The following is a 21,620-nucleotide window of genomic DNA, read 5'->3' as shown; positions in this document are numbered from 1 at the left end:
ACGGTCAGTGGTGCATCCTGCGCCAGGCGATACCGGCCGTCACCGCCGCCGCGCCCAGTACGCCCACCACGAGGATCGGACCCGGGTGGCGCATACCCGCGCGCACAGCGCCACGCAGCGGCTGTGGGACGGCATCCTGCACGGCGTGCCCCGCGCGCCCGGCCCGCCCCTGCACGGCATGCCCGGCACTGAGCGCCCTGCCCTGCACCGCATGCCCCGCCCTGGCCGCCTGCCCCTGCACCGCGTGTCCTGCCTTCAGGGCCTTGCCCTGCACCATGTGACCTGCCTGGGCGGCCCGGCCCTGGACGCCGTGGCCGGCGTGGGCGGCGCTCGCGCGCAGTTGCACGGTCATGGCACCGGCTTTGTCCTTCAGGTCGGCGGCCCGCACCCGGGCCCTCTCCTTGACATCGGCCTTGCCGACCAACTGGGCGACGGTGTGCCCGAGTTGGTGCCTGGTGTGCTCGATCTGCTGCCGCAGCTCGTCGGGGCCCTTGGCGCCCGAGCGGTGCGGGATCCTGTGCATCATCGGTGTGCCCTTTCCTGCTGTGGCGATGCGCATGGCGTCTCCTGGGGCCGCACACGGCGGCGCGGGAACGTGCCGGGTGGTGTGCCGCAGCGACCGGCGGAGCTCCCTCCGCCACGCAGCGGACGCGCCCGCCGAACCGAGTACGGACACCACCCGGCGCGGCACCGGCTCACAGACCACCGTAGGCGCGACACCAGGCACGACGCACCCGCACGGGACGCCGCAGGCCGCCACGCCCACGCACCCGCACGCGTGCCCCGAGACCCGGGTACCCGGCCCGAAGACGGTTAGCCCTGCTCACCTGCGCCGCCCCCGCGCTCACCGAGGCGCGCGAGTTGGCTCTGGAACCAGTCGAGCCGCGCCTGCAACAGCGCCGCCTCCGCGGCGAGTTCGGGCACTCCCGGATCCCCCCGCTCCGCCAAGCCGGCGGCGGGGAACCCCGTACCGCCGCCCCGCGCCACCACCCTCAGACCCTCCCCGGCCAGCCGGGCGAACCCGGCGAGCGAGACAGACGTACGGCCGCGCACACAGCCGGCGCAGACGGGAACGAGGGCCCGCCAGCCGGGCCTGCCCCAGCCGGCATCGGCCAGGGCGACGGCGGTGGCACCGCAGGCGCAGGGCCCCGCGACGGCCGTGCGCACCCGCTGCCGGGCAAAGCGGAAGCCGCGCTCGAAGCGGATGTAGGCGCCGAGCACGGAGACCTCCAGCAGCACTGCCGTCCGGTGCTCGGCGGTGCAGAGCATGGCCTCGGCGGCCCCCCGCTCATGGACGCAGTGGAACCCGCAGTCGCACAGCCGCGCCGGCGGCCGGTGCCGCCGCCCATAGACGCACGCGGCGTCGTCGAGCACGCCGTACGGCAGCGCGCCGCCGAGCGACACTCCGGTGAACCCGGCCCGGGCGCCGTCATGGGACAGCACCGGGTGGGCGATCTTGTATCCGGTCGGCGGCTCCGTCGGGCGTTCCGCCGGGAGCCGCAGTCTCATCGGGCGGCCGGAACCTCGTCGCGGGCCGGCTCGGCCGGTTCGACATGGACGGTCTCCTCGGGCGCCGGCATCTCCTCTTCGCGGACGACCGGCCGCTCCTCGGCGACTCCGGTGGCCAGTGCCTTGCCGAGCTTCATGGTGCCTCCCATGACGACGTCGGTACCCCTCCGGCCATAGTGACCCATGAGGTGCCGAGTTGGACACAGGGCAGCCCCTACGCTGCAGCGACACTTAACAATATACCTAAGAATAATTAAGTAGATCTTCACGCACGAGCTGCCGAGACTACTCCCATGACGACCTCCCGCACCACCGCCCGGCCCCGCCCCTTCGGCCGCACCCTCTGCGCGATGATCACGCCGTTCACCGAGGCGGGCGCCCTCGATCTGGCCGGCGCCCGGAAGCTGGCCGCGCGGCTGGTGGCCGGGGGCTGCGACGGCCTGGTGCTGAGCGGCACCACCGGCGAGTCGCCCACCACCACGGACACCGAGAAGGCGGAACTGATCGCGGCCGTCCGGGAGGCGGTCGGCGACCGGACGTCCCTGGTCGCGGGCGTGGGTACGGCCGACACCCGGCACACCGTCGAACTGACCCGCGCGGCCGAGGAGGCGGGCGCCGACGGTGTGCTCCTCGTGACGCCGTACTACAGCAGGCCACCGCAGGAGGCCGTGGAGGCGCACTTCCGTGCGGTCGCCGACGCGAGCGCCCTGCCCGTGATGCTGTACGACATCCCCGGCCGCACCGGCACCCGTATCGAGCCGAAGACGCTGATCCGGCTCGCCGCGCACCCGCGGATCGTGGCCGTCAAGGACTGCTCGTACGACTTGCTCGGCACCCAGAAGGTGCTGGCCCACACGGACCTGGCGTACTACGCGGGCTGCGACGAGCACGTGCTCGCGCTGTACGCGGTCGGCGCGGCGGGTTGTGTGAGCACGGTCGCCAACGCCGTTCCCGGACACATCACCGCGATCCTCGACGCGTTCGACGCGGGCGACACCGCCCGGGCGACGGAACTCCAGCTGCGGGCCACGCCGTTGATCGAGGCGATGATGGCCGCGGGCCTGCCCGGGACCGTCACCGCAAAGGCCCTCCTCACCCGCCTCGGCCTGCCCGCCGGACCGGTACGCCCCCCGCTGCTGCCCGCCGGCCGGGAGACGGCCGACATGCTGCTGGCGCTGCACGCGGAGCTGGTCGCGAGCTGACCGGCCGGGCACTCACCCATTCGGTCGACCATATTTGAGGAACGCACGATCGCCGGGGTGGCCGCAGCATGAGTCGCCCGACGCCGACCGACAACGACAGAAGCCCACGGCATCCGAGCTGATCAGAGCAGTGGGCTTGTCGAGTGGGCGGCCGCAGGTCACGGCCGCCGGTGGTCAGTTGTGGCTGTGCAGGATGTCGTTCAGGCCGCCCCAGACCGCGTTGTTCGGGCGGGCCTCGACCTTGCCGCTGACCGAGTTGCGGCGGAAGAGGATGTTGGAGGCGCCGTTCAGTTCACGGGCCTTGACGATCTGGCCGTCGGGCATGGTGACCCGGGTGCCCGCGGTGATGTAGAGGCCGGCCTCCACGACGCACTCGTCACCGAGCGCGATGCCGACGCCCGCCTCGGCGCCGATCAGGCAGCGCTCGCCGATGGAGATGATCACGTTGCCGCCGCCGGACAGGGTGCCCATGGTGGAGGCGCCGCCGCCGATGTCGGAGCCGTTGCCGACCACGACACCCGCGGAGATCCGGCCCTCGACCATGGACGTGCCGAGCGTGCCGGCGTTGAAGTTGACGAAGCCCTCGTGCATGACCGTGGTGCCCTCGGCGAGGTGCGCGCCGAGGCGAACCCGGTCGGCGTCGGCGATCCGCACGCCCTTGGGGGCGACGTAGTCCGTCATGCGCGGGAACTTGTCGATCGAGGTGACCTGGAGGTGCAGGCCCTCGGCGCGGGCGTTCAGCCGCACCTTCTCGATGTCGTCCACGGCGACCGGGCCGAGCGAGGTCCAGGCGACGTTGGCGAGGTGGCCGAAGATGCCGTCCAGGCTCTGGCCGTGCGGCTTGACCAGGCGGTGCGAGAGCAGGTGCAGCCGCAGATAGACGTCGTGGGCGTCGAGCGGCTTCTCGTCGAGCGAGGCGATGACCGTACGGACCGCGACCACCTCGACGCCCCGGCGGGCGTCCGGGCCGATCGCCGCGGTCGCGCCGCCGCCCAGCAGCTGGGCCGCCTGCTCGGCGGTCAGCCGCTCGGTGCCGGCGGGGCCCGGCTCCTCGACGAGCTCGGGGGCCGGGAACCAGGTGTCGAGAACGGTGCCGTCGGAGGCGAGGGTGGCGAGGCCGGCGGCGACGGCGCCGGTGGTACGGGAAGCAGACTCGGTCATGGAACAAAACCTAACGTGAGCGGGGTCGTGAGGGCGAACCGCGTCTCACGTGCCGGGCGCGCCTTCAGGGAATCAGCCGAGCCAGCGCGGTGCGGGCGTACTCCGCGTCGTACGAACCGCCGGTCAGCAGGACCTGGAGGCAGATCCCGTCCATCAGGGCGAGCAGCGCGCGGGCCGTGACCGGGTCCGTGCGCCGAGCCAGCAGTGCCGCCGCGTCCTCGGTCCACTCGGCGGCGACGGGGCGCAGCGCGGGGCGCCGGAGCGCGGCGAGATACAGCTCGTACTCCAGCTCCACGCCGGTACGGTCGCCGCTCAGCCACGCGCCCAGCGCGCCGGCGAGGTCCCCGGCCAGGTCGCCGCCGTCGCCCTGGTCCGGCAGCCGCTCGGCGAGCACCCTGGCGAAGTTCTCGTTCACCTGCCGCAGCGCGGCCACCATCAGCTCTTCCAGGGTGGCGAAGTGGTACGTCGTGGAGCCGAGCGGGACGTCCGCCTCGGCGGCGACCGAGCGGTGGCTCAGACCGGCGATGCCGTCCCTGCCGACCACGCGGATCGCCGCGTCGATGAGGCGCCGGCGCCGGTCGGGGTCGTAGCGGCGGGGCATCAGTGGCTCGCTCCGCCCAGGTTCAGTACGACCACTCCGCCGACGATCAGCAGGATCCCGCCCACCTTGACGAGGCTCAGCCCCTCTCCGAAGAGCAGCAGGCCGAGCACGGCGATGGCCGCGGTGCCCACCCCGGACCAGATCGCGTACGCCGTGCCGATCTGGACGGTCTTCAGTGTCCGGGCGAGCAGCGCGAAGGAGACGAGATAGCCCAGAGCCGTCACGAGCGAGGGCCAGAGCCGGCTGAATCCCTCGCTGTACTTCATCGCCGTCGTCGCGGCGACCTCGGCGGCTATGGCGCCGGCGAGTGTCAGATATCCCATGTGTACGAGCGTACACACCGTTGTGTACGGGCGTACGCATGGCCGCCTGAGCGCAGGCCGCCCTGAGCGCAGGAAAAGGGGCCACGGCGTGCTGCCGTGGCCCCTTGCGCAGGCTCTGTCCCGGACGCCCGGGGTCTCAGACGTTGAACCCGAGCGCCCGAAGCTGCTCGCGGCCGTCGTCCGTGATCTTGTCCGGGCCCCACGGGGGCATCCAGACCCAGTTGATGCGCAGCTCGTTGACGAGGCCGTCCGTGGCGGACTTGGCCTGGTCCTCGATGACGTCCGTCAGCGGGCAGGCCGCGGAGGTCAGGGTCATGTCGACGGTCGCGATGTTCGAGTCGTCGATGTGGATGCCGTAGATCAGGCCGAGGTTGACGACGTCGATGCCCAGCTCGGGGTCGACGACGTCCATCAGGGCCTCGCGGAGCTCCTCCTCCGATGCCGGCTTCATCTCAGCGGTGTCGGTCATGCCGTCTTCCTTTCGGCGTCGGCGCCACCCAGCGCCTGGGCCGTCGCGTCCTTCCACGCCATCCAGCTCAGGAGGGCGCACTTGACCCGCGCGGGGTATTTGGAGACACCGGCGAACGCGACCGCGTCCTCCAGGATGTCCTCCATCGCGTCGTCCGGCTCGATCCGGCCCTTGGACTGCATCAGCTCCAGGAAGGTCTCCTGGATCTTCTGCGCCTCGGTCAGGTCCTTGCCGACGAGGAGTTCGTTGAGGACGGAGGCGCTCGCCTGGCTGATGGAGCAGCCCTGGCCCTCGTACGAGACATCCGCGATCTTGGTGCCGTCGTACTTCACGCGGAGGGTGATCTCGTCGCCGCACGTCGGGTTCACGTGGTGTACCTCGGCGTCGCCATCCCTCAGACCACGCCCGTGCGGGTTCTTGTAGTGGTCCAGGATGACTTCCTGGTACATCGAATCCAGCTTCACGGTCTCAGCTCACGTCCCTCAGCCGAAGAAGTTCCGAACGTGCTCCAGCCCCTCGACCAGTGCATCGATCTCGGCCGGCGTGGAGTACAGATAGAACGACGCTCGCGTGGTCGCAGGAATTCCGTAGCGGAGGCAGACGGGGCGGGCGCAGTGGTGGCCGACGCGGACCGCGATGCCCTGCTCGTCGAGGACCTGGCCGACGTCGTGCGGGTGGATGTCGCCGAGCGTGAAGGAGATCGCGGCGCCCCGGTCCTCGGCCGTGGTCGGGCCGATGATCCGGAGGTCCGGGACCTCGCTCAGCTTCTGCACCGCGTACTCGGTGAGCGCGTGCTCATGGGCGAGGATCTTGTCCATGCCGATCGACTGGAGGTAGTCGATCGCCGCACCCAGCCCGACCGCCTGCGCGATCGGCGGGGTGCCCGCCTCGAACTTGTGCGGCGCCGGGGCGTACGTCGACGAGTGCATCGAGACCGTCTCGATCATCTCGCCGCCGCCGAGGAACGGGGGCAGGTCCTCCAGCAGCTCCTGGCGTCCCCACAGGACGCCGATGCCGGTCGGGCCGCACATCTTGTGGCCGGTGAAGGCCACGAAGTCGGCCTGCAGGGCCTGCACGTCCAGCGGCATGTGCGGGGCGGCCTGGGAGGCGTCGACGCAGACCAGCGCGCCGACCTCCTGGGCGCGGCGCACTATCGCCTCGACCGGGTTGACGGTGCCCAGGATGTTCGACACCAGCACGAAGGAGACGATCTTCGTCTTCTCCGTGATGATCTCGTCGATGTTGGACAGGTCGAGCCGGCCGTCGTCCGTGAGGCCGAACCACTTCAGCTTCGCGCCGGTGCGCTGGGCGAGCAGCTGCCACGGCACGATGTTGGAGTGGTGCTCCATCTCCGTGATGACGATCTCGGTCTCGTGGTCCACGCGGTAGGGCTCCTCGGCCCAGCCCAGCATGTTCGCCACGAGGTTCAGCGACTCGGAGGCGTTCTTGGTGAAGATCACCTCGTCGCGGCTCGGCGCGTTGATGAACGCGGCGACCTTGTCGCGCGCGCCCTCGTACAGCGCCGTGGCCTCCTCGGCGAGCACATGCACACCGCGGTGGACGTTGGCGTTGTAGCGCTCGTAGTACTCGCTCAGGGCGTCCAGCACCTGGCGCGGCTTCTGGCTGGTCGCCGCGTTGTCCAGGTACACGAGCTTCTTGCCGTCGTGGACGACTCGGTCCAGGACGGGGAAGTCCTTGCGGATCGCCTCGGTGTCGAGGAGGCCCGGCAGCTGTGTCACGCGGATGCGCCACCCTTCGTGTATGCCTCGTAGCCCTCGTCCTCCAGCTTGTCGGCGAGCTCGGCGCCGCCGGACTCGACGATCCGGCCGGCGGAGAAGACGTGGACGAAGTCGGGCTTGATGTAGCGCAGGATGCGCGTGTAGTGCGTGATCAGCAGGGTGCCGACCTCGCCGGTCTCGCGGACGCGGTTGACGCCCTCCGACACGATCCGCAGGGCGTCGACGTCCAGACCCGAGTCCGTCTCGTCCAGGATCGCGACCTTCGGCTTGAGGAGCTCCAGCTGGAGGATCTCGTGGCGCTTCTTCTCACCGCCGGAGAAGCCCTCGTTGACGTTGCGCTCGGCGAAGGACGGGTCCATGTTGAGGCGCTCCATGGCCTCCTTGACCTCCTTCACCCAGGTGCGCAGCTTGGGGGCCTCGCCGCGGATGGCGGTGGCGGAGGTGCGCAGGAAGTTGGAGACCGAGACGCCGGGGACCTCGACCGGGTACTGCATCGCCAGGAACAGGCCCGCGCGGGCGCGCTCGTCGACGGACATCTCCAGGACGTCCTCGCCGTCGAGCAGCACGGTGCCCTCGGTGATCGTGTACTTCGGGTGACCCGCGAGCGAGTAGGCGAGGGTCGACTTGCCCGAGCCGTTGGGGCCCATGATGGCGTGCGTCTCGCCCTGCTTCACGGTGAGGTCGACGCCCTTGAGGATCTCCTTCGTGGCGTTGTCGGCCTCGACGGTGACGTGCAGGTCTCGGATTTCAAGCGTTGCCATGGGTGCCTCAGGACTCCTGGGAGAGGGAGACGAGAACGTCGTCCCCTTCGATCTTTACGGGGTATACGGGGACGGGGCGCGTGGCCGGGAGGCCGGACGGCTTGCCGGTGCGGAGGTCGAAGGAGGAGCCGTGCAGCCAGCACTCGATCTGGCAGTCCTCCACCTCGCCCTCGGACAGCGAGACGTTCGCGTGGGAGCAGATGTCGTAGATCGCGAACACCTCGCCCTCGGTCTTGACGACCGAGACCGGCGTGCCGTCGAGTTCCACCCGCTTCGGGGTGTCCTCTTCCAGCTCGCTCAGCGCACAGGCGCGTACGAAGGTCATGCGACCGAAGCCTCCAGCTCCACCTCGATCTTGGCGAGCAGACGCTCCTCGATGTCGGCGACACCGATCTGCTGGACCAGCTCGGCGAAGAAGCCGCGGACCACCAGGCGGCGGGCCTCGTGCTGCGGGATGCCGCGGGCCATCAGGTAGAAGAGCTGCTCGTCGTCGAAGCGGCCGGTGGCGGAGGCGTGGCCGGCGCCGACGATCTCGCCGGTCTCGATCTCCAGGTTCGGCACCGAGTCGACGCGCGCGCCGTCGGTGAGGACCAGGTTGCGGTTCATCTCGTAGGTGTCGGTGCCCTCGGCCTTGGCCTCGATGAGCACGTCGCCGATCCAGACCGCGTGCGCGTCGTCGCCCTGGAGCGCGCCCTTGTAGACGACGTTCGACTTGCAGTGCGGGGTGTTGTGGGTGACCAGCAGGCGGTGCTCCTGGTGCTGCCCGGCGTCGGTGAAGTACAGGCCGAACAGCTCGGCCTCGCCGCCGGTGCCCGCGTAGGTGACGCGCGGGTGCAGGCGTACGACGTCGCCGCCGAAGGTGACGACCACGGACTTGAAGGAGGCGTCCCGGCCGACCAGCGCGTTGTGCTGGGCGACGTGGACGGCCTTGTCGTCCCAGTCCTGGACGGAGACGACGGTCAGCTTCGCCCCGTCGCCGAGGACGTAGTCGACGTTGGCGGCGAGCACCGCGTCACCGGTGTGGTCGATGACCACGACGGCCTCGGCGAAGGCGCCCAGCTCGATCACCTGGTGGCCGTAGGCGACCCCGCCCTCGCCGTGCACGGCGATGCGGATCGGCTCGGTGAGCACCGTCTCCTTGGGGACGGTGACCACGCCGGCCTGCTCGAAGGCCGAGTACGCCTGGGCGGCGACACGGTCCACCGGGGTGCCGGCCCTGCCGATGCGGGCGTCGTCGCGGCCGACGGTCTCGACGGTCACGCCCTCGGGGGCCTGGACGTCCACCTTCACGCCGCCGCCGTTCGCCACGGCGGTGCCGTCGTGCAGCCCGCGCAGGCGCTCCAGCGGGGTGAACCGCCACTCCTCCTCGCGGCCGTGGGGGACCGGGAAGTCCGCCACGTCGAAGGACGGGGGCGCGCTCATGCGGGTGGCGACGGTCGACTCGGCGGCCACCGCGATCTGGCCGGCGGTGGTGGAGCCCACCGGGATGTTCTGAGCCTCAGCCATGGCTGTCGTAGTGCTCGCTTTCTGAGTAAGACGTGTGCTGACCGACGGGGCGGGTCTTAACCGACCGCGCCTTCCATCTGCAGCTCGATCAGCCGGTTGAGCTCCAGGGCGTACTCCATGGGCAGCTCCTTGGCGATCGGCTCGACGAAGCCGCGCACGATCATCGCCATCGCCTCGAACTCGGTCAGACCGCGGCTCATCAGGTAGAAGAGCTGGTCCTCGGAGACCTTGGAGACGGTCGCCTCGTGGCCCATGGACACGTCGTCCTCGCGGACGTCCACGTAGGGGTAGGTGTCGGAGCGGGAGATCGTGTCGACGAGCAGCGCGTCGCACAGCACGTTCGACTTCGATCCGGCAGCGCCCTCGCCGATCTCGACCAGACCGCGGTACGAGGTACGGCCGCCACCGCGCGCCACCGACTTGGAGACGATGTTGGAGGACGTGTTCGGCGCCATGTGGACCATCTTGGAGCCGGCGTCCTGGTGCTGGCCCTCGCCCGCGAAGGCGATGGAGAGGGTCTCGCCCTTGGCGTGCTCGCCCATCAGGTAGACGGCCGGGTACTTCATCGTCACCTTGGAGCCGATGTTGCCGTCGATCCACTCCATGGTCGCGCCCTCGTAGGCCACGGCGCGCTTGGTGACCAGGTTGTAGACGTTGTTCGACCAGTTCTGGATGGTCGTGTAGCGGCAGCGGGCGTTCTTCTTGACGATGATCTCGACGACCGCGGAGTGCAGCGAGTCCGACTTGTAGATCGGGGCCGTACAACCCTCGACGTAGTGCACGTAGGCACCCTCGTCGACGATGATCAGGGTCCGCTCGAACTGGCCCATGTTCTCGGTGTTGATCCGGAAGTAGGCCTGGAGCGGGATCTCGACGTGGACGCCCGGCGGGACGTAGATGAAGGAGCCGCCGGACCACACGGCGGTGTTCAGGGCCGCGAACTTGTTGTCACCGGCGGGGATGACGGTCCCGAAGTACTCCTTGAAGAGCTCCGGGTGCTCCTTCAGCGCGGTGTCGGTGTCGAGGAAGATGACGCCCTGCTCCTCCAGGTCCTCACGGATCTGGTGGTAGACGACCTCCGACTCGTACTGGGCGGCGACGCCGGCGACCAGGCGCTGCTTCTCGGCCTCCGGGATGCCCAGCTTGTCGTAGGTGTTCTTGATGTCCTCGGGCAGGTCCTCCCAGGACTCCGCCTGCTTCTCCGTGGAGCGCACGAAGTACTTGATGTTGTCGAAGTCGATGCCCGAGAGGTCGGAGCCCCAGTTCGGCATCGGCTTCTTCTCGAAGAGCTTCAGGCCCTTCAGGCGCAGCTTGGTCATCCACTCCGGCTCCGACTTCTTGCCGGAGATGTCGCGGACGACCTCCTCGTTCAGGCCACGCCTGGCGGAGGCACCGGCCACGTCGGAGTCGGCCCAGCCGTATTCGTACTTGCCCAGGCCCTCGAGTTCGGGGTGGGCAGTCTCCGTGGGGAGAGTCATGCGGGGTTCCTCCCGGCCGTGCTTGCAGGTGCGTCAGTGGATGTCTTGGGGATGAACGTCGTGCAGACGCCGTCGCCGTGCGCGATGGTCGCCAGTCGCTGGACGTGGGTACCCAGCAGCTCGGCGAAGATCTCCGTCTCCGCCTCGCACAGCTGGGGGAACTGCTCCGCGACATGGGCGACCGGGCAGTGGTGCTGGCACAGCTGCTCGCCGACCGGTGCGCTGCGCGCCGTAGCAGCGTACCCGTCCACGCTCAAGGCCTTGGCCAGCGCTTCCGCGCGCTTGTCGGGCGTCACGGCCTCGATCGCCTCGCGGTACGCGCTCGCCTGGGCGGCGATCCGGGCGCGGGCGAAGGCGGCGACCGCCTCGGGGCCGCCCCCCTGCTCGGCGATCCAGCGGAGCGCGTCCACGGCGAGCTTGTCGTACGACTGGTCGAAGGCGTCGCGGCCGCAGTCGGTGAGCGCGAAGACCTTGGCGGGGCGGCCACGCGTGCGCGCGCCGTACACGCGCTGTTCGCGGGCCTCCACGACGTCGTCGGCGACCAGTGCGTCCAGGTGACGCCGGACGGCCGCCTGGGTCAGTCCCAGCCGGCCGGCGAGCTCGGCGACGGTCGACGGGCCGTGGTCCAGGATGGATCGCGCGACGCGGTTGCGCGTGGAGCGCTCACCGGTCGCGAGTTCCTCCTGTGGGGCCCCCAGGGGGGTCTCCCGAGCCTCGCCGACGTTTTTCACAACGCCATTGTTGCGTAATTCCTCAGAGCCTGACAAGCGCCGTCCGGATCATCGGGCGGTGCCCTGCGTCACTTAGGCATACCTAATGTGACCTGCGGAAACGATCTTCTGATCGATCATCCGGCGTGGGGCGAGCAGGAAAGCAGTGGCGGCGCAGGGGTCCGTCGGCGAGACTCGCGAACCATGCCCATACCCCCTCCGACCGGCCCTCTTGTCACCCGCGACACCATCGCCGCGCAGCTGCGTCTGCTGGGTGTCGAGACCGGCGAGACCGTCCTCGTCCACACCTCGCTCAGCTCCCTCGGCTGGGTCAACGGAGGCTCGGTCGCGGTCGTCCACGGAATTCTGGACGCCCTCGGCCGTTCGGGCACGCTCGTGGTGCCCACCCAGACCGGCGACCTGTCCGATCCGGCGGTGTGGCAGAACCCGCCGGTGCCCGAGGACTGGTGGGACCGCATCCGCGCCACCATGCCCGCCTACGACCCGTCGATCACCCCCACCCGTGGCGTCGGCGTGATCCCCGAGACCGTACGCACCTGGCCCGGCGCCCTGCGCAGCGCGCACCCGCAGACCTCGTTCGCGGCGATCGGCCCGCACGCGCGCGAGATCACCGACGGCCACGCGCCCGACTGCCGGCTGGGTGAGCGCAGCCCGCTGGCCCGGCTGGAGAAGCTCGGTGCCCGGGTGCTGCTGCTCGGGGCCGGATACGACTCCTGCACGGCCTTCCACCTGGCGGAATACCGCATACCCGCGCCGCGCGTCGAGGTCGGCCGGCCCGCCCCCGGCGGTGGCTGGGAGATGGTCGTCGAGGTCTCGATCAGCTCCGACCGGTTCGACGAGCTGGGGCACGACTTCGAACGGGACCGGCCCGTCGTGCGCGGCACGGTGGGCGCCGCCGACGTGCGACTGTTTCCGGTCGCGGACGCCGTGGCCTACGCGGAGCGGTGGCTTCCGCTGCACCGGCCCCATGAGGAGGACTTCCCGCACCCCCGCGCCTGAGCGGTCCGGCGTCTCCCTAGACTCTGGGGTCATGCGAAGTGAGCCCGTGGTCCAGGTCCAGGCCCTGGTGAAGCGGTACGGCACAAAGACCGCGGTGGACGGCCTCGACCTGGTGGCCAGGGCGGGTGTGACCGCCGTACTCGGTCCCAACGGGGCGGGGAAGACGACCACGGTCGAGACCTGCGAGGGGTACCGGAAGCCGGATTCCGGCACGGTGCGCGTCCTGGGCCTCGACCCCGTGCGCCAGTCCGCCGAGCTGCGCCCCCGTATCGGCGTGATGCTCCAGTCCGGCGGTGTGTACTCCGGCGCCCGGGCCGACGAGATGCTGCGGCACGTGGCCAGGATGCACGCGTATCCGCTGGACGTGGACGCGCTGATCGAGCGGCTGGGGCTCGGCAGCTGCGGGCGGACCGGCTACCGGCGGCTGTCCGGTGGCCAGCAGCAGCGGCTCGCGCTCGCCATGGCCGTCGTGGGGCGCCCGGAGCTGGTCTTCCTGGACGAGCCGACGGCCGGCCTCGACCCGCAGGCCCGCCGGGCCACCTGGGACCTGGTGAAGGACCTGCGCGCCGACGGTGTCTCGGTGATCCTCACCACGCACTACATGGAAGAGGCCGAGCAGCTCGCCGACGACGTGGCGATCATCGACGGCGGCCGGGTCATCGCCCAGGGCTCTCCGGAGGAGCTGTGCAAGGGCGGCGCCGAGAACACCCTGCGCTTCACCGGCCGCCCCGGCCTCGACGTGGGCTCCCTGCTGAAGGCACTCCCGGCCGACTGCACGGCCGCCGAACTGACCCCGGGCAGCTACCGGGTCGTCGGCAAGGTCGACCCGCAGCTGCTGGCCACCGTGACCTCCTGGTGCGCCCAGCACGGAGTGATGCCGGACCGGATCTCGGTGGAACGGCACACGCTGGAGGACGTTTTTCTGGAGCTCACCGGCAAGGAGCTGCGCTCGTGACGACGACGACCGGTACGTACGCCCCCAAGCCGGGCGCGGCGCCCCTGCCCCGCATGATCGCGGCGCAGGCGGCGCTGGAGACGAAGATGCTGCTGCGCAACGGCGAGCAGCTGCTGCTGACGGTCGTCATCCCGACGCTGTTGCTGGTGCTCTTCAGCTCCGTGGACATCGTGGACACCGGCAGGGGCGAGGCGGTGGACTTCCTGGCCCCCGGCATCCTGGCGCTGGCCGTGATGTCGACGGCGTTCACCGGGCAGGCCATCGCGACCGGCTTCGAGCGCCGCTACGGCGTGCTCAAGCGGCTCGCCTCCTCACCGCTCCCCCGCTGGGGCCTGATGACCGCGAAGACGGCGTCCGTGCTGGTCACCGAGGTTCTCCAGGTGATCCTGCTGACGGTGATCGCCTTCGCGCTGGGCTGGTCCCCGCACGGCAACCCCGCCGCCGTCCTGCTGCTCCTCGTCCTCGGTACGGCCGCCTTCTCCGGGCTCGGACTGCTGATGGCGGGCACGCTGAAGGCGGAGGCGACGCTGGCCGCCGCCAACCTGGTCTTCCTGCTGCTGCTCGTCGGCGGCGGCGTCATCGTGCCGCTGGAGAAGTTCGGGTCGGCCGGGCAGCACGTCCTCGGTCTGCTGCCCATCTCCGCCCTGTCGGACGGGCTGCGGGACGTGCTCCGGCAGGGGGCCGGGATGCCCTGGGGCGACCTGGGGATCCTGGCCGTGTGGGCGGTCCTCGGGCTGGCCGCCGCAGGAAAGTTCTTCCGCTGGGAGTGAGCCGCCACGGCGACCCTCGTGAAAGCGTGCACAAGCGGCGGCCTACCATGGGGGCGTGCCCAAGCTGAACCCCGCCGACGCCGTAGCGGCCCTGCGCAACCCGCTCGCCTTCATCGCCGACCGCTGGACCCCGCAGCCCCGGACCGTCCAGCGGGCGGCCCTCGCCGCGCTCGTGATGTCGGTGGTCATCGTCGTCACCGGCGGTGTCGTCCGGTTGACCGCCTCGGGCCTCGGCTGCCCGACCTGGCCCGAGTGCACCGACGGCTCGCTCACACCGACGAACGCGCTGAGCTACCACAGCGCGATCGAGTTCGGCAACCGGATGCTGACGTACGTGCTGTGCGCCGCGGTCGGCTGGGCGATCATCGCCGCGCGCTCCGAGAAGCCGTACCGGCGCAGCCTGACCCGGCTGGGCTGGGCGCAGTTCTGGCTGGTGATGAGCAACGCGGTCATCGGCGGCATCGTGGTGCTGGTGGGGCTCAACCCGTACACCGTCGCGGTCCACTTCCTGTCGGCGACGGCTCTGGTCGCGGTCGCCGCGGTGATGTGGCAGCGCACCCGCGAGGGCGACGAAGCGCCCCGGCCGCTGGTCGGCAAGGCCGTACAGCAGCTGGTGTGGTTCCTGGTGGCCGCGTCCCTGCTGCTCGTCGTCGCCGGCACGGCGGTGACCGGGGCCGGTCCGCACGCGGGTGACTCCAGCGAGGTCAAGCGGATCCCCGTCGACTGGGAGACCGTGGCCAAGCTGCACGCGGTGCTCGCATGGATCGTGGTGACGCTGACGTTCGCCCTGTGGTTCGTACTGAAGGCGGTGGACGCGCCGAGGGGGCCGCTGGCGCGCACGCGCGAGCTGTTCCTGATCCTGCTCGGTCAGGGCGTGATCGGTTACGTGCAGTACTTCACGCATCTGCCCGAGCTGCTGGTCGCGCTGCACATGTTCGGCTCCTGCCTGGTGTGGATCGGTGTGCTGCGCGTCCTGCTGTCGCTCCGCGAACGCCCTGAGGCCGCCCTCGGCCTGCCCGGCCCCGCGGCCGAGGTGGCGGTGGGCACGCGCGTGTGAGTCACGCGTAGGGGCCCGAGGCACGGCGGCCCCGGCGGTACGGCGGTCGGATCCGAGTCGCTGCGGCCTCCCCGGCCCGCGCCGGACGGCTCACCCCAGTCCGTAGACCCGGCGTGCATTGTCCGCCGCGACCATCCGGGCCACCCGCTGGGCGTCGTCCAGCGACCAGGCGCCGTCGGCGACCCAGGTGCCCAGGATCCGGCTCAGGGCCTCGCGGAAAAGGCGGGCGCCGACGACGTGCAGCTCGGGCAGACCGTGGGCGCCGGTGGAGAAGAGGATCTTGCCGAACGGGGCCAGCTCCAGGATCTCGGCGAGGACCGTGGCCGCGCGGGCGCCGGTACGCACCAGTGCGGCGCCGGAGTCGGCGTAGACGTGCGGGAAGACCCCGGCCAGATGGGCGGCGTGCCGGTGGTACGGATAGCCGTGCAGCAGGATCAGATCGGTGCCGAGACCGGCCGTGGCCCGGACGAAGTCGGTGAGCAGCACGGGGTCGGTGCGGTCGATGCGGGCGCCCGGCTCGCCGAGCCCGGCGTGCAGCTGCAGGGGCAGGCCCGAGGCGACCGCGATCCACAGCAGGTGCCGTAGCAGCACGGGGTCGCTGAGCGTCCCGCCGACCCGCCGCCCTGCCAGCCAGCGGCCCGCAGCGCCGCGCACCTCACCCGGTCCCGGCGGCTCGGGCGCGAGGGCGAGGCCGTGTCTGAGGCCGGCGACGGAGGTGAAGGCGACGGCGTGCGCGGCGGCTCCGTGCACGGACTCGGCGAGGTTGGCGAGAAAGGACTCGACGGTGCCGGAGGTGTCGGCGACCTGCTCCGCGAGCAGCTCCAGCCGGACGATCTCGCGGGCCTGGGCGTCTCCGTCACAGGCCATCTCGGCGGGGCCGGTGAGATCGCCGGGCAGACCGGTGTCGACCAGGTACGTGGTGATGCCGCTGCCGCGCAGCAGCCGGCGGCCCGTTTCCAGGACACCCAGTTCTCGGCGCCGGGCCAGATAGCGGGCGGGCGGACAGTGCGGTTCCAGGCCGAGCAGGGGCGGGCACCAGCGCCGTACGGCGAAGCCCGTCTGGGTGTCGAAGAGGGTGGTGCCGGCCGCGGGTGGGCCCTCGGTGCGGGCCAGCTGGGCCTCGAAGGTGCCGAGGCCCAGCTCCGTCCGCAGTACGCCGTGGCAGTACTGGTCCACGAGGGACGGCGTTTCGATCATCCGGGCCTCCCCGCCTCCCCGCGTGCGCTGGCTTCGACGGGCCTAACGGGCGAACGGGGTGTGAGGTCGCGGATGAGCTCGGGACTGTTTGCAGTTCGGCGGCCGCGGGTCGTCCCGAAGGGGATCGCGCAGTTCTTCGCGCCCCCTTCGGAGCGCGTCGTTCAGCCGCCCACCTGAATGCCGGCCATCCTCTTCCACTCGTACGCGCCCGTCGTCACCTTCGCCGCGAACTCCCCGTCGAAGGACTCGTGGACGGTGATGCCGGCCTTCTCCACCGCCTGCTCGGCGATCTGCGTGCTGGGGGCCACCAGGTCGCCCCAGCTGCCGTCCTCGCCGACGAGCACGATCCGCGCGCCGCGTTCGCCGATGTTGGCCACCTGGCCCTCGGCGCCGCCGTGGGCCTTGGCGAAGGTGCTGATCTGGTGGGCGAGCTTCGTCGCCTTGCGCTCGGCCTTCGGGTCAACCTGCTGCGTGTCTGCCATGCCCAGGATGCTACTCATGAGTAGATCGACTGGCGAGAGCAGGCCCGTGTGACGTGTGTCAGCGCAGGAACGGGTCCACCGCGACCGCGACGAACAGGATCGACACATAGGTGATCGACCAGTGGAACAGCCGCATCTCCTTCAGCTTCGCGCCCGTCACCTCGGCCTTCGCCCGGTTCTGCAGCCCGTGCGCCTCCCACAGCCAGAAGCCGCCGGCCGCCAGGGCGACCACCGTGTAGAACCAGCCGGTGTAGCCGAGCGGGGTGAGGAGCAGGGAGACCAGGACCATCACCCAGCTGTAGATGACGATCTGCCGGGCGACGACCTTGTTGGAGGCGATCACGGGGAGCATCGGCACGCCCACGCGCGCGTAGTCCTCCTTGACCTTCATGGACAGCGGCCAGTAGTGCGGCGGCGTCCAGAAGAACATGACGAGGAAGAGGATGACCGGCGCCCAGGACATCGAGTTCGTGACCGAGGACCAGCCGATGAGCACCGGGAGGCAGCCGGCGATGCCGCCCCACACGATGTTCTGCGACGTACGCCGTTTGAGGATCATCGTGTAGACGACGACGTAGAAGAGGAGTGCGCCGAGGGAGAGCCAGGCGGACAGCCAGTTGACGGTGAATCCGAACAGCAGCGTCGACACGACCGCCAGGGTGATGCCGAAGGCCAGGCACTCGGGTGGGCTGACCATGCCGGTCACCAGTGGCCGCTGCGAGGTGCGGTCCATCAGGGCGTCGATGTCCCGGTCGATGTACATGTTGAGCGCGTTGGCGCCGCCCGCGGACAGGTAGCCGCCGATGCAGGTGAGCAGGACCAGCTTGAGGTCCGGCACGCCCTGCTGCGCCAGGAACATCACCGGAACGGTGGTGATGAGCAGCAGCTCGATGATCCGCGGCTTGGTCAGAGCCACGAACGCCTTGACACGGGCCCCGAACGGCCGGTGAACCGGGCCCTGACTCGCACTACCGAGCGCGCCCTCCCCCAGAGCCTTAAGGGCCTGGGAGGTGCCCCCAGGACGGGATTCGACGGCCGTCACGCACACCCCTGACAGAGACATCCCAGCAAGCCTCCCCGTGTGAAGTCCCGGTAAAGGCTCGCGCGTACCACGCCACTTTAGACGTTGCCCATACCCCGTCCTTCGCGGGGGTGGGGTCGTGTTGACAGCCCCCATGGGAGGAGCCCCATAAGAGACGCCCCGGCACTCGATTGAGCGCTCAGATGTCAGCGTCCGTATTCATGTGCCGAATACGGCGCTCGGCCAGTCGGGAGGCGGATCCGATGGACTCCCGGCAGTCTGGAAACACTCGAAAAAATGCACGTCCTCACGGGGGTAGGCTCGACCCCGGCCGGTGGGCACGCAGTGCACCGGCAGCCGGGTGGGCGCACGCCCCGAAGACCGGCGACCGACATGTGGAGAGGAGCCCTGACCCAGGGTGAGCACCAAGCCGACCACCACAGACCTTGAGTGGACCGAGCTGGACCAGCGGGCCGTGGACACCGCCCGTGTCCTGGCCGCCGATGCCGTACAGAAGGTCGGCAACGGCCATCCCGGTACGGCGATGAGCCTGGCTCCGGCCGCCTACACCCTCTTCCAGAAGGTGATGCGGCACGACCCGGCCGATCCCGAGTGGGTGGGGCGCGACCGCTTCGTGCTGTCCGCCGGCCACTCGTCCCTGACCCTCTACACCCAGCTGTACCTGGCCGGCTTCGGCCTGGAGCTGGACGATCTGAAGGCGTTCCGGACGTGGGGCTCCAAGACCCCCGGTCACCCGGAGTACGGCCACACCAAGGGCGTCGAGACCACGACCGGTCCGCTCGGCCAGGGTGTGGCCAACGCGGTGGGCATGGCGATGGCCGCCCGCTACGAGCGCGGCCTGTTCGACCCCGAGACCCCGCAGGGCGAGTCCCCCTTCGACCACTTCGTCTACTGCATCGCCGGTGACGGCTGTCTGCAGGAGGGCATCTCGGCCGAGGCGTCCTCGCTGGCCGGGCACCAGAAGCTGGGCAATCTGATCCTGCTGTGGGACGACAACCACATCTCGATCGAGGGCGACACCGAGACGGCCGTCTCCGAGGACACCGTCAAGCGGTACGAGGCGTACGGCTGGCATGTGCAGCGGGTGGAGGCCCAGGCCAACGGCGACCTGGACCCGGCCGCGATCTACGCCGCCGTCCAGGAGGCGAAGGCCGTCACCGACCGGCCCTCCTTCATCGCGATGCGCTCCATCATCGCCTGGCCCGCCCCGAACGCGCAGAACACCGAGGCCGCGCACGGCTCGGCGCTGGGCGACGAGGAGGTCGCGGCCACCAAGCGCGTCCTCGGCTTCGACCCCGAGCAGCACTTCCAGGTCGAGGACGAGGTGATCGCGCACACCCGCAAGGCCCTGGAGCGCGGCGCCCAGGCGAAGGCCGAGTGGGAGAAGTCCCTGCAGCTGTGGCGCGACGCCAACCCGGAGCGCGCGGCGGAGTTCGACCGCATCAGCGCCGGTGAGCTGCCCGCCGGCTGGGAGGAGAAGATCCCGGTCTTCGAGCCCGGCAAGAGCATCGCCACGCGCGCCGCCTCCGGCAAGGTGCTGCAGGCGCTGGGCGCGGTGATCCCCGAGCTGTGGGGCGGCTCCGCCGACCTGGCCGGGTCGAACAACACCACCATCGACAAGGACAGCTCCTTCCTGCCCGAGGGCAACCCGCTGCCCGAGGCGAACCCGTACGGTCGCACGATCCACTACGGCATCCGTGAGCACTCCATGGGCGCCGAGATGAACGGCATCGCCCTGCACGGGAACACCCGTATCTACGGCGGCACCTTCCTCGTCTTCTCCGACTACATGCGCAACGCGGTGCGCCTGTCGGCCCTGATGCACCTGCCGGTGACGTACGTGTGGACGCACGACTCCATCGGCCTGGGCGAGGACGGCCCCACCCACCAGCCCGTCGAGCACCTCGCCTCGCTGCGCGCCATCCCGGGCCTGAACATCGTCCGCCCGGCCGACGCCAACGAGACCGCGATCGCCTGGCGCGAGATCCTCAAGCGCTACACCAAGGAGTTCGGCAAGGGCCAGCCGCACGGCCTGGCGCTGACCCGTCAGGGTGTGCCGACCTACGAGCCCAACGAGGACGCGGCGCGCGGCGGCTATGTGCTGTTCGAGGCCGACGGCGGCGAGCCGCAGGTGATCCTGATCGCCACCGGTTCCGAGGTGCACGTGGCCGTCGAGGCGCGCAAGCAGCTGCAGGCCGAGGGTGTCCCCACGCGGGTCGTGTCCATGCCGTCGGTCGAGTGGTTCGAGCAGCAGGACCAGGGGTACCGGGACTCCGTGCTGCCGCCGTCCGTCAAGGCCCGGGTGGCCGTCGAGGCGGGCATCGGGCTGACCTGGCACAAGTACGTGGGGGATGCCGGCCGCATCGTTTCCCTGGAGCACTTCGGTGCTTCGGCCGACGGCAAGGTCCTCTTCCGCGAGTTCGGCTTCACTGCGGAGAACGTGGCCGCCAAGGCCCGGGAATCCCTGACCGCCGCCCAGCGCTGACGCTCATATACGACACGTAGGAGATGTAATTCCATGACAGACGCACTCAAGCGCCTCTCCGAGGAAGGCGTCGCGATCTGGCTGGACGACCTGTCGCGCAAGCGGATCACGTCCGGCAACCTCGCCGAGCTGATCGACCAGCAGCACGTCGTGGGCGTCACCACCAACCCGACGATCTTCCAGAAGGCGATCTCGGCCGGCGACGGATACGAGCAGCAGGTCGCTGACCTCGCCGCCCGCAAGGTCACCGTCGAAGAGGCCATCCGCATGATCACCACGGCGGACGTCCGCGACGCCGCCGACATCCTGCGCCCGGTCTACGACGCCACCGGCGGCAAGGACGGCCGGGTCTCCATCGAGGTCGACCCGCGCCTGGCGCACAACACCAAGGCCACCGTCGCCGAGGCCAAGCAGCTGGCCTGGCTGGTGGACCGCCCCAACACCCTGATCAAGATCCCGGCCACCCAGGCGGGTCTGCCGGCGATCGCCGAGACGATCGGCCTCGGCATCAGCGTCAACGTCACCCTGATCTTCTCCCTGGAGCGGTACCGCGCCGTCATGGACGCCTACCTCTCCGGCCTGGAGAAGGCCAAGGAGCGCGGCCTGGACCTGTCGCTGATCCACTCCGTGGCGTCCTTCTTCGTGTCCCGCGTGGACACCGAGATCGACAAGCGCCTGGAGGGCATCGGCACCGACGAGGCCAAGGCGCTGCGCGGCAAGGCCGCCGTCGCCAACGCGCGCCTCGCGTACCAGGCGTACGAGGAGGTCTTCTCCTCGGACCGCTGGAACGCGCTGGAGAAGGCGGGCGCCAACAAGCAGCGTCCCCTGTGGGCGTCGACCGGTGTGAAGGACCCGGCGTACCCGGACACGCTGTACGTCACCGAGCTGGTCGCCCCGAACACGGTCAACACCATGCCGGAGGCCACGCTGGAGGCCACCGAGGACCACGGCGAGATCAGCGGTGACACCGTCGCCGGCACCTACGAGCAGGCGCGCGCCGACCTGGACGCGCTGGAGAGGCTCGGCGTCTCCTACGACGACGTCGTGCAGGTGCTGGAGGACGAGGGCGTCGAGAAGTTCGAGGCGTCCTGGAACGACCTGCTGAAGTCCACCCAGGCGGAGCTCGAGCGCCTCGCCCCTTCGGAGGGCTGAG

Annotated in this window: 24 protein-coding genes; 7 read left to right on the top strand and 17 right to left on the bottom strand. The window is 70.3% G+C overall.

Going from position 1 to position 21,620, the window contains the following annotated elements; translation table 11 throughout:
• Window positions 1–4: 4 nt before the first annotated feature.
• The 3 genes from ACIGXP_RS20945 to ACIGXP_RS20935 all read right to left on the bottom strand — a co-directional run bounded on the left by ACIGXP_RS20945 (window position 5) and on the right by ACIGXP_RS20935 (window position 1,658).
• On the bottom strand, window positions 5–559 hold the full coding sequence (locus ACIGXP_RS20945) for a DUF3618 domain-containing protein (protein ID WP_363217092.1): 555 nt from the start codon (window positions 557–559) through the stop codon (window positions 5–7).
• Window positions 560–813: 254 nt separating this feature from the next.
• Complete coding sequence (locus ACIGXP_RS20940; RefSeq protein WP_399770259.1) at window positions 814–1,509, bottom strand: hypothetical protein; 696 nt, start codon at window positions 1,507–1,509, stop codon at window positions 814–816.
• Window positions 1,506–1,658 carry a hypothetical protein gene (locus tag ACIGXP_RS20935; protein WP_363217121.1) on the bottom strand — a complete coding sequence of 51 codons (153 nt, stop codon included), beginning with the start codon at window positions 1,656–1,658 and terminating at the stop codon, window positions 1,506–1,508. The genes ACIGXP_RS20940 and ACIGXP_RS20935 overlap by 4 nt, the downstream gene beginning before the upstream one ends.
• A 144-nt stretch (window positions 1,659–1,802) precedes the next feature.
• Here ACIGXP_RS20935 and dapA point away from each other — a divergent pair, with 144 nt between their 5' ends.
• The gene (gene dapA / locus ACIGXP_RS20930) at window positions 1,803–2,711 is read left to right on the top strand and encodes a 4-hydroxy-tetrahydrodipicolinate synthase (protein ID WP_399770257.1); all 909 of its coding nucleotides are present in this window, start codon (window positions 1,803–1,805) and stop codon (window positions 2,709–2,711) included.
• Between the two features lie 174 nt (window positions 2,712–2,885).
• Here dapA and dapD read toward each other — a convergent pair whose 3' ends face one another.
• The 11 genes from dapD to ACIGXP_RS20875 all read right to left on the bottom strand — a co-directional run bounded on the left by dapD (window position 2,886) and on the right by ACIGXP_RS20875 (window position 11,480).
• A complete protein-coding gene (gene dapD, locus ACIGXP_RS20925; protein ID WP_363217095.1) occupies window positions 2,886–3,872 on the bottom strand; it encodes a 2,3,4,5-tetrahydropyridine-2,6-dicarboxylate N-succinyltransferase in 987 nt (328 codons plus the stop codon).
• 64 nt (window positions 3,873–3,936) lie between these two features.
• Window positions 3,937–4,473 carry a TetR/AcrR family transcriptional regulator gene (locus ACIGXP_RS20920; protein ID WP_399770255.1) on the bottom strand — a complete coding sequence of 179 codons (537 nt, stop codon included), beginning with the start codon at window positions 4,471–4,473 and terminating at the stop codon, window positions 3,937–3,939.
• Window positions 4,473–4,796 carry a multidrug efflux SMR transporter gene (locus tag ACIGXP_RS20915; protein ID WP_363217098.1) on the bottom strand — a complete coding sequence of 108 codons (324 nt, stop codon included), beginning with the start codon at window positions 4,794–4,796 and terminating at the stop codon, window positions 4,473–4,475. The genes ACIGXP_RS20920 and ACIGXP_RS20915 overlap by 1 nt, the downstream gene beginning before the upstream one ends.
• Window positions 4,797–4,932: 136 nt before the next feature.
• A complete protein-coding gene (locus ACIGXP_RS20910; RefSeq protein WP_030792219.1) occupies window positions 4,933–5,265 on the bottom strand; it encodes a metal-sulfur cluster assembly factor in 333 nt (110 codons plus the stop codon).
• Complete coding sequence (gene sufU, locus ACIGXP_RS20905; RefSeq protein ID WP_076092461.1) at window positions 5,262–5,729, bottom strand: Fe-S cluster assembly sulfur transfer protein SufU; 468 nt, start codon at window positions 5,727–5,729, stop codon at window positions 5,262–5,264. The genes ACIGXP_RS20910 and sufU overlap by 4 nt, the downstream gene beginning before the upstream one ends.
• Window positions 5,730–5,747: 18 nt before the next feature.
• Window positions 5,748–7,004 carry a cysteine desulfurase gene (locus ACIGXP_RS20900; protein ID WP_363217099.1) on the bottom strand — a complete coding sequence of 419 codons (1,257 nt, stop codon included), beginning with the start codon at window positions 7,002–7,004 and terminating at the stop codon, window positions 5,748–5,750.
• Window positions 7,001–7,765 (bottom strand): Fe-S cluster assembly ATPase SufC, encoded by a 765-nt coding sequence (gene sufC, locus ACIGXP_RS20895; RefSeq protein WP_360093029.1) that lies wholly within the window; start codon window positions 7,763–7,765, stop codon window positions 7,001–7,003. Before sufC ends, ACIGXP_RS20900 begins: the two co-directional genes overlap by 4 nt.
• A 7-nt stretch (window positions 7,766–7,772) precedes the next feature.
• Window positions 7,773–8,090, bottom strand: coding sequence for a non-heme iron oxygenase ferredoxin subunit (locus ACIGXP_RS20890; protein WP_399770252.1), 318 nt, complete (start codon window positions 8,088–8,090; stop codon window positions 7,773–7,775).
• Window positions 8,087–9,271 carry a Fe-S cluster assembly protein SufD gene (gene sufD, locus ACIGXP_RS20885; protein WP_399770250.1) on the bottom strand — a complete coding sequence of 395 codons (1,185 nt, stop codon included), beginning with the start codon at window positions 9,269–9,271 and terminating at the stop codon, window positions 8,087–8,089. The genes ACIGXP_RS20890 and sufD overlap by 4 nt, the downstream gene beginning before the upstream one ends.
• A gap of 56 nt (window positions 9,272–9,327) precedes the next feature.
• Entirely contained in the window at window positions 9,328–10,749 is a 1,422-nt protein-coding gene (gene sufB / locus ACIGXP_RS20880; RefSeq protein ID WP_363217102.1) for a Fe-S cluster assembly protein SufB, read from the bottom strand.
• Entirely contained in the window at window positions 10,746–11,480 is a 735-nt protein-coding gene (locus ACIGXP_RS20875) for a metalloregulator ArsR/SmtB family transcription factor (RefSeq protein WP_363217103.1), read from the bottom strand. The genes sufB and ACIGXP_RS20875 overlap by 4 nt, the downstream gene beginning before the upstream one ends.
• A 183-nt stretch (window positions 11,481–11,663) precedes the next feature.
• Here ACIGXP_RS20875 and ACIGXP_RS20870 point away from each other — a divergent pair, with 183 nt between their 5' ends.
• From ACIGXP_RS20870 to ACIGXP_RS20855, 4 genes are all read left to right on the top strand, one after another.
• Complete coding sequence (locus ACIGXP_RS20870) at window positions 11,664–12,479, top strand: aminoglycoside N(3)-acetyltransferase (protein WP_399770245.1); 816 nt, start codon at window positions 11,664–11,666, stop codon at window positions 12,477–12,479.
• A gap of 31 nt (window positions 12,480–12,510) precedes the next feature.
• Window positions 12,511–13,434 carry an ABC transporter ATP-binding protein gene (locus ACIGXP_RS20865; protein ID WP_363217105.1) on the top strand — a complete coding sequence of 308 codons (924 nt, stop codon included), beginning with the start codon at window positions 12,511–12,513 and terminating at the stop codon, window positions 13,432–13,434.
• A 53-nt stretch (window positions 13,435–13,487) separates the two neighbouring features.
• The gene (locus tag ACIGXP_RS20860; RefSeq protein WP_399770531.1) at window positions 13,488–14,204 is read left to right on the top strand and encodes an ABC transporter permease; all 717 of its coding nucleotides are present in this window, start codon (window positions 13,488–13,490) and stop codon (window positions 14,202–14,204) included.
• Between the two features lie 64 nt (window positions 14,205–14,268).
• Window positions 14,269–15,261, top strand: a complete 993-nt coding sequence (locus ACIGXP_RS20855; protein WP_399770529.1) for a heme A synthase — start codon at window positions 14,269–14,271, stop codon at window positions 15,259–15,261.
• A gap of 90 nt (window positions 15,262–15,351) precedes the next feature.
• Here the strand turns inward: ACIGXP_RS20855 and ACIGXP_RS20850 are convergent, their stop codons facing one another.
• From ACIGXP_RS20850 to ACIGXP_RS20840, 3 genes are all read right to left on the bottom strand, one after another.
• Window positions 15,352–16,458, bottom strand: coding sequence for an amidohydrolase family protein (locus tag ACIGXP_RS20850; RefSeq protein ID WP_399770242.1), 1,107 nt, complete (start codon window positions 16,456–16,458; stop codon window positions 15,352–15,354).
• 161 nt (window positions 16,459–16,619) lie between these two features.
• Complete coding sequence (locus ACIGXP_RS20845; protein WP_363217108.1) at window positions 16,620–16,940, bottom strand: hypothetical protein; 321 nt, start codon at window positions 16,938–16,940, stop codon at window positions 16,620–16,622.
• Window positions 16,941–16,998: 58 nt separating this feature from the next.
• Window positions 16,999–17,988: a heme o synthase gene (locus ACIGXP_RS20840; protein WP_399770526.1), complete on the bottom strand. Its 990-nt coding sequence runs from the start codon at window positions 17,986–17,988 to the stop codon at window positions 16,999–17,001.
• 391 nt (window positions 17,989–18,379) lie between these two features.
• Here ACIGXP_RS20840 and tkt point away from each other — a divergent pair, with 391 nt between their 5' ends.
• Both tkt and tal read left to right on the top strand, forming a co-directional pair.
• Window positions 18,380–20,467 carry a transketolase gene (tkt, locus tag ACIGXP_RS20835; RefSeq protein ID WP_399770239.1) on the top strand — a complete coding sequence of 696 codons (2,088 nt, stop codon included), beginning with the start codon at window positions 18,380–18,382 and terminating at the stop codon, window positions 20,465–20,467.
• A 33-nt stretch (window positions 20,468–20,500) separates the two neighbouring features.
• Window positions 20,501–21,619 carry a transaldolase gene (gene tal, locus ACIGXP_RS20830; protein WP_399770236.1) on the top strand — a complete coding sequence of 373 codons (1,119 nt, stop codon included), beginning with the start codon at window positions 20,501–20,503 and terminating at the stop codon, window positions 21,617–21,619.
• The last annotated feature ends 1 nt before the right edge of the window (window position 21,620 follow it).

Source organism: Streptomyces sp. NPDC053069, from assembly GCF_044546895.1.
Lineage (GTDB): Bacteria > Actinomycetota > Actinomycetes > Streptomycetales > Streptomycetaceae > Streptomyces.
The sequence above is the reverse complement of the archived record's forward strand: the minus strand, read 5'-3'. Positions and strand labels throughout refer to the sequence as shown.